Source organism: Streptomyces sp. NPDC006691 (assembly GCF_042869955.1).
In the GTDB taxonomy this organism is placed as follows: Bacteria; Actinomycetota; Actinomycetes; order Streptomycetales; family Streptomycetaceae; genus Streptomyces.
Map to the genome: position 1 here is coordinate 22,444 of NZ_JBIAGW010000039.1, position 6,353 is coordinate 28,796.

The 6,353-nt window shown below is 67.6% G+C and carries 6 protein-coding genes and 2 pseudogenes; 4 read left to right on the forward strand and 4 right to left on the reverse strand.

Annotation, left to right across the window (positions count from 1 at the left end; translation table 11 throughout):
- Positions 1-73: 73 nt before the first annotated feature.
- Entirely contained in the window at positions 74-421 is a 348-nt protein-coding gene (locus tag ACFYNP_RS37335) for a chaplin (RefSeq protein ID WP_388418590.1), read from the reverse strand.
- A gap of 390 nt (positions 422-811) precedes the next feature.
- On the opposite strand from ACFYNP_RS37335, the gene ACFYNP_RS37340 reads away from it, so the two are divergent.
- Entirely contained in the window at positions 812-1,036 is a 225-nt protein-coding gene (locus ACFYNP_RS37340; protein ID WP_388418587.1) for a helix-turn-helix domain-containing protein, read from the forward strand.
- Between the two features lie 382 nt (positions 1,037-1,418).
- Here ACFYNP_RS37340 and ACFYNP_RS37345 read toward each other — a convergent pair.
- Both ACFYNP_RS37345 and ACFYNP_RS37350 read right to left on the reverse strand, forming a co-directional pair.
- Positions 1,419-1,559: pseudogene (locus ACFYNP_RS37345) on the reverse strand ((2Fe-2S) ferredoxin domain-containing protein); the annotation flags it as partial.
- Positions 1,559-2,356, reverse strand: a pseudogene (locus ACFYNP_RS37350) (HAD-IC family P-type ATPase); the annotation flags it as partial. The pseudogenes ACFYNP_RS37345 and ACFYNP_RS37350, both read right to left, overlap by 1 nt.
- A 1,061-nt stretch (positions 2,357-3,417) precedes the next feature.
- Here ACFYNP_RS37350 and ACFYNP_RS37355 point away from each other — a divergent pair.
- From ACFYNP_RS37355 to ACFYNP_RS37365, 3 genes are all read left to right on the forward strand, one after another.
- Positions 3,418-3,741, forward strand: coding sequence for a hypothetical protein (locus tag ACFYNP_RS37355; protein ID WP_388791820.1), 324 nt, complete (start codon positions 3,418-3,420; stop codon positions 3,739-3,741).
- Between the two features lie 67 nt (positions 3,742-3,808).
- Positions 3,809-5,206 carry a DUF4331 domain-containing protein gene (locus ACFYNP_RS37360; RefSeq protein WP_388791822.1) on the forward strand — a complete coding sequence of 466 codons (1,398 nt, stop codon included), beginning with the start codon at positions 3,809-3,811 and terminating at the stop codon, positions 5,204-5,206.
- Positions 5,207-5,276: 70 nt separating this feature from the next.
- Positions 5,277-5,585, forward strand: coding sequence for a hypothetical protein (locus ACFYNP_RS37365; RefSeq protein ID WP_388418578.1), 309 nt, complete (start codon positions 5,277-5,279; stop codon positions 5,583-5,585).
- Positions 5,586-5,747: 162 nt separating this feature from the next.
- Here ACFYNP_RS37365 and ACFYNP_RS37370 read toward each other — a convergent pair whose 3' ends face one another.
- On the reverse strand, positions 5,748-6,305 hold the full coding sequence (locus ACFYNP_RS37370; protein ID WP_388791826.1) for a flavodoxin family protein: 558 nt from the start codon (positions 6,303-6,305) through the stop codon (positions 5,748-5,750).
- Between the last annotated feature and the right edge of the window lie 48 nt (positions 6,306-6,353).

Here is a 6,353-nt window from a genome sequence, read left to right on the forward strand (position 1 = left end):
CGGGTCCGGATGTCACCTTCCCCAAGGCTGGCCCGTCTTGGTCACCCCACGCAGGCCACGACTACGCGCTTGCTCAGTGCCCCTCACCGAAGCCGCCCCGGTGGTCCATGGGCTGGCCGTGCATCCCCATGTGGCCGTGCATCTGAGACCCGTTCCAGCCATGCTCCCGCCAGTCACCGTGCGAGTCGTTGACACAGGTGTTGCCGAACGCGGGGTTGAGCAGACCGATCACGCTGACGGTGTTACCGCACACGTTGACCGGCACGTGAACGGGGATCTGCACCACGTTGCCCGAAAGCACGCCGGGCGAACCGATGGCCGCCCCCTGAGCCCCTGCATCGGCCGACGCCGACGCAGCACCCATGGTCATCGCCGCGCCCACTGCCACCAACAGACCCGCAGCCTTCACCGCACGAAACATCAGGTGATCCCTTCTTGAACGACGAACCGAAGCCCCCGGAACGGGAGCTGCAGCGGCCCCCTTTGAGGGCCTCTCATCGCTCTTTCGAAGCCACGGAGCGTCCGGATTGCCCATGAATGACTTGTTCACTCCATAGGGCTAACGAAGTGCCCGCCGGCGCCAAGCCGGAAAGACCGCTCAGGAAATCGCGCAAGACACGGAGGGTGACGGAGCCGGCGAAGGGCAGGGGCTGGGATCAGACCCCTTACAGACAGACGGACTTCACCGATGGCGCCGGCATGACCGTCCCGTGCAAGACGCCAAGCGCCGCTGGCCACATCTCCTGAGGCGAGGGAATCTTCCCCCAGCCACGCATTTTCCGATTCGCTCGACACGGCGCACACTCCCCGCATGGACACGCAGTCGGCTCACCCCGCCCGTCCTGCAGGCGGTCGCGACACCGTCGACCGGGCCGCCCTGCACGCTCATGCCGTGCGGCTCTACCGCACCGAGCACCTACCGATCCAGAGGATCGCGGACCGCCTCGGATACTCGTACTACACCGTCCGCAAGTACCTCCTCGCCCAACAAGTCACCCTGCGTCAGCGAGGCGGCGGACCCCGTGCCGATGAATAGCTCCAGAACGGTATGGGCCACGGCTTCCGGGGCCAATCGAAGCCAAGGCTCATGCCCTCCTCGACACCGACCGCGACGGCCCGGCGGCGCAAGGACCTTGCCTGCGTCACCAACCACCCCTGCATTCCCGAGTGGAGGTCCGACCTCGCTCCGTTTCGGGCGCCCGCCTGGCGCGACCACGACGCCGATCCAGCCACTCTGACCTGGCCACGACCGTCCACTTGGGCGTTGGGTCAGCGGGTCCAGCCGCCGCCCAGGCGAAGGCAGTTCGCCGACGGCAACAACGATGCGTACGCACCAGAGTTTCCATGCCGCAGAAAGAGGTGCCCAAGTAAGCGATGGCTGCTGGCCTCGGGCTGGGCCTCCTCGTGCTGGCATGCTGGGTGCGCAGGTCGGTGAGCTGGGCTTCGTGGTCCAGCCGGGGCACCTTGGCCGGGGTGCCGCAACAGCAGTCGGGGCAGACGGTGACGGTGGGCCGGGCCGCCCCCGAAGCGGGGGCGGCTTTCTTGGTACGGCGGCTCATCACATGTCCCGCGCGGCGCGGTTCCAGGCGGCGTCGCGCAGCAGCCGCAGCCCGTTGAGGCCCACGACGACGGTCGAGCCCTCGTGGCCGAGCACACCGAGGGGCAGCGGCAGGTGGCCAACCAGGTCCCAGACGACCAGGCCGGTAATGAACACTGCGGCGATGACCAGATTCTGCACCACCAGGCGGCGGACCGCCCGGGAAAGGGCGATCACGGTGGGGACGGTGGCGAGCTCGTCGCGGACGATGACGGCGTCGGCGCTCTCCAGGGCGAGGTCGGAGCCGGCACGGCCCATGGCGATGCCGGTGTGGGCGGCGGCCAGTGCGGGGGCGTCGTTGACGCCGTCGCCGATGACCAGCACCTTGCGCCCGCGGGCCGCCAGAGGGCGTACGGCTTCGACCTTGTCCTGGGGCACGAGTACGGCGTGGACCTCGTCACCGGTGATGCCGACCTCGGCGGCCAGGCGGGCGGCGGCGCGCGGGTTGTCGCCCGTCACCAGCATCGGAGTGCTCCCCGTCAGCGTGGTCAGGGCTTTGACAGTCGCGGCGGCGTCGGGACGCAGCCGGTCGGCAGTGAAGCCGATCTGGCGCTTGCGGAGTTCGGTGACCATGTTCACCAGGTCCTGAAGGCTGCAGCCGTACCGGTCCAGGGAGGGCACGCCGCGGTTGTCCTCCCTGGAGGAAGGCGTGGCATGCCTGTGTGCCGCCGCCATCGCGGGGCTCCTCGACCCCGGCCTCCTGGTGCGCGCCGAGGGTGACACCGCTGTTCCCGCCGACGACGTCCTGTACGGCCTCTGCCTCCTCGACTCCGACGAGACGTCTACCTACTGACCTACCTCATGGCAGAACTCGCGGCATACCCATGGCAGACGGCACATCAGCGGGAACCCGAGGCCACACCACGACCCGAGCCAGGTAACAACCTTCGGTTCCCGCTGAACAACCTTCAGAAGTCGTGAACCCAGTGAAATTACGGGTCTAAGGGATTCCCTCCCCCATCGCCAAGTGCTGGGCAGCCGAGCGGACCTATGTCCGGCTCATGCTGCACCGTCTGTCTGGCCTGCGACTCCCATGCACGCCGATCAGCAGCCATGATCCAGATTGCCTGCATCAACCTCATGACCCGACGCCTCACCCACCGGAACACCCCCAACTGGCGCTACACCCGATCCGCATGAAACAGACAACCGGGGAGCCGAACGCTCGCTGACAAAGAAGCCTTTCGCGAGGCGTGAAAACCGCACGCAGCAGGAAGCGTTGTCCGTGGGCTCAGTACGAGGCACACAGCCGCGGGTCCCTGCAGCACGCAATACCGAATCGCTGACCCGGTCAGCGACACTCTGCCCGAATCCGCCAGTTGGCGAAATCACTGCGCGTACAGGCGAAACTGTATCGAGCAGGGGCATCAACACACTTATGCACCAGTCCAGTTGACCACAGCCGGTGATCGCCTCCTTCTCTTTCTCATCTGCCGCTATTGGTTCGATGCAGGCACCGAGACGGTTTGGTCCGATGGGGCAAAAATAATCGCCTTCCCTCATTCAGCCGAGCACGTTGGGCCTGAACTGCGACAACACAGATGCCCCACGGCACGCGCCAAGTTCCGGCGGGTTCAGCATCCTTGACGGGGCACGGTGGAGGGCGTTTCATTCGGGGCTGAGCGTCGGGCCCCCTTCTGCCTCGGGCCCAGCGTCTGCCGTCAGACGCGTCATCGACGCCCTCAATCCCTTTCGCGGACCGTGGAAACGCCTGCCTCAGGACGCCATGTCTGCTCGTGCGTCGATTCCTCCTGGCCGTCGGCGCAGGCACCGCTCTGATCAGCTCACCCGTACGGTCCGCCCCAGCCACAGGAGTGATCATGAACGAGTTCCGTTCCGAGCCTCAGCAGCAGGATCCCGGCGGACTGGACCGCTGGGGCGTGATGCGCGGCGCGACGCAGGTGGGCCTTGCGGCTCTTACCGCCGGCGCGATCCTGGGCGCGGCCGAGCCCGCCCAAGCAACCCCCTCGCGCGGTGTCGTACCGGAGGCCGGGCAAACCGCTGGAGCGGTCGGCCCGCACGAGCCGCTGGTGGTGCACGTACGTGACGCAGCCACCGGCGAGATGGACTTGTTCCACGGCGACCAGCACCGCCAGGTCTACGACCGGGAGTTGGCTACAGCTCTGCTGCGTCACACCCGTTGACCGCACCATCCCCCACCACTGCGGCAGTCCGTGCCGCGTCGCCTTCGACCCACCCGGATGAGGTTTGATGTCCTCCCACCGCGAAGCCCCGGAGATCTCCAAGGACCCGGTCGCCGACAGCACCGACGTCTACGCCTTCGTCAGCCCCGACGCACCGGGGACCGTCACGCTGATCGCCAACTACATTCCCCTGCAGAACCCCGCGGGCGGACCGAACTTCTACGAGTTCGGCGACGACGTGCTCTACGAGATCCACATCGACAACGACGGTGACGGCCGCGCCGATGTCACCTACCAGTTCGAGTTCACCACCAAGATGCGGCGCCCGGACAGCTTCCTCTACAACACCGGGCCCATCCTCACCCTGGACTCGCCGAACTGGAACCGCTACCAGACCTACACCCTGACCCGCTCCGAGAGCAGCGGCCGGCGTTCGGTCCTCGGCCGGAACCTGGCCTGCCCTCCCTGCAACATCGGGCCCCTGTCCACCCCGACCTACGCGAAGCTGGCCCAGCAGGCGATCCACACGCTCGGCAAGAACCGCAAGGTGTTCGCCGGCCAGCGCGCCGAGGGCTTCTACGTCGATCTGGGGTCCATCTTCGACCTCGGCAACCTGCGCCCCTTCCAGAACCTGCACAACCAGTTCGGCACCAGCGCCTTCAGCGAGCCCGCCGACGGGGTCAACACGACCAAGGAACTCAACGTCCACTCACTCGCGGTCCAAGTCCCGGCAACCGACCTCACCTTCCACGGACGCCCCGCCAAGGACCCCGCCGACCCCCACGCCACCATCGGCGTGTGGACGAGCGCGAGCCGCCGCCAGGCGCGCGTCATCGAGCCCCGGCAGGGCAAGGACCTGGAGACCGGCCCCTACACGCAGGTCTCCCGCCTGGGCAACCCACTGTTCAACGAGGTCCTCGTCCCGCTCGGGCACAAGGACGAATGGAACGCGCTCCCGCCGGCCGACGACAAGCGCTTCGCCACCTACGTCGCGCACCCCGAGCTGGCCAAACTCCTGCCCACGCTCTACCCCGGCGTCTTTCCCCACCTCGACGCGTACAACAAGTCCGGAAAGCCGCGCGCGGACCTGCTCGCCATCCTGCTGACCGGCATCCCCACAGGTGTCGTGCCAGGGTTCCAGAACTACACCGGCCCCACCCTGGCCGACATGATCCGCCTCAACACCGCCATCCCGCCGGCCAGGAACCCCAACATCCTCGGCCTCATCGGCGGCGACCCGGCAGGCTTCCCCAACGGCCGCCGTGTCTACGACGACGTCGTCACCGTCGAACTGCGCGCTCTCGCCGGGGCCACGCTCCCGCTCGTCGACAAGAGCTACACCCCCGACGCGGCATCGTCGAAGGTGACCGACGGCCTCACCCCCGCCGACGTCACCAACCCCTACCTCGACGCCTTCCCGTACCTGGGCGTGCCCTACGACGGGTACCACCACCCCGCCTCCTGACCAACACCCCACCAGCGGGGCCGCGCTCCGCACCGGCGCGGCCCCGCCACCTCGACCGAGAAGAGGCCCCGTGCACCACCACGCCACCCACCCCTCCACCCCGGGCAGCGTCGTACTGGACATCGGCGAGACCACCGCAGCCCTCATCATCCACACCGCGCCCGAACACGAAGGACTCGAAATCCACGTCAGCCCCACCACCCGGCCCCACCAGCGCACCCACGCAGCCGTACGGCCCCGCCACCTCGCCGACCGCACCATCCACTGCGTCCTCATCCAGCCCCTGCCCGCAGGGGACTACACCGTTTGGAAGGACGACACCACCCCTCACGGCACCATCACACTCACCGGAGGCAGCGTCACCGAATACCACTGGTAGGACACCACCAGCCCGGCAGCCGCGGGCGAGTCGACACCTTGGCCGAGTACGGCGAGGAGTCCGTCGCGCACCCCGCCATCGCTCGCCACGAATCGACTCCTGCCGCCATCGCCCACGGTGATTCGCCGTGCTATCACAAGGGCCTCTCCCCTCGTGATGGCGTCAGGAGGGCGAGTAGTTGGCGTACTTGAGGCGGCGGGCGAGGTGAGCAGTGTTGGCGGCGAGGGTCGCCGTGGTGGCCGCGGTCTTCACCGGGGTCTCGTTGAGATCCTGGTAGTCGGTGCCGTGCATGGCCTCGCCGACCCAGTAGGTGACGGCGTTCGCGGGTAGCGTGAAGCCGCAGTCGTTGAGGCCCTGGAACAGCTCGGCGCTCACATGATGCGCACCGTCCTCGTTCCCGACAACGCACACGCCGGCCACTTTGCCGTAGGTGAGCATCCGGCCCGCCTCGTCGCTCTCGCTGATCTCCGCGTCGAGGCGTTCCAAGACCCGCTGGGCAATGCTGGAGGGGTGCCCGAGCCAGATCGGCGTGGACACGATCAGAATGTCGGTCCCCAGGATCGTCTCCCGGATCTCCGCCCAGAAGTCCCCCTCCCCCATGTCTCCCTCCCCCATGTCCGTCTCCACGCCCGAACGGACGTCGTGGTCCGCGACCCGGATCACCTTTCCGCTTAGAGGCCCTAACAAAGGCGTTGGACGTGGCGGTGGGTGATGAGGCAGGTGGCGAGGCCGAGGAAGGCTTCGTGGATGTCGTCGCGTCGTTCCCAC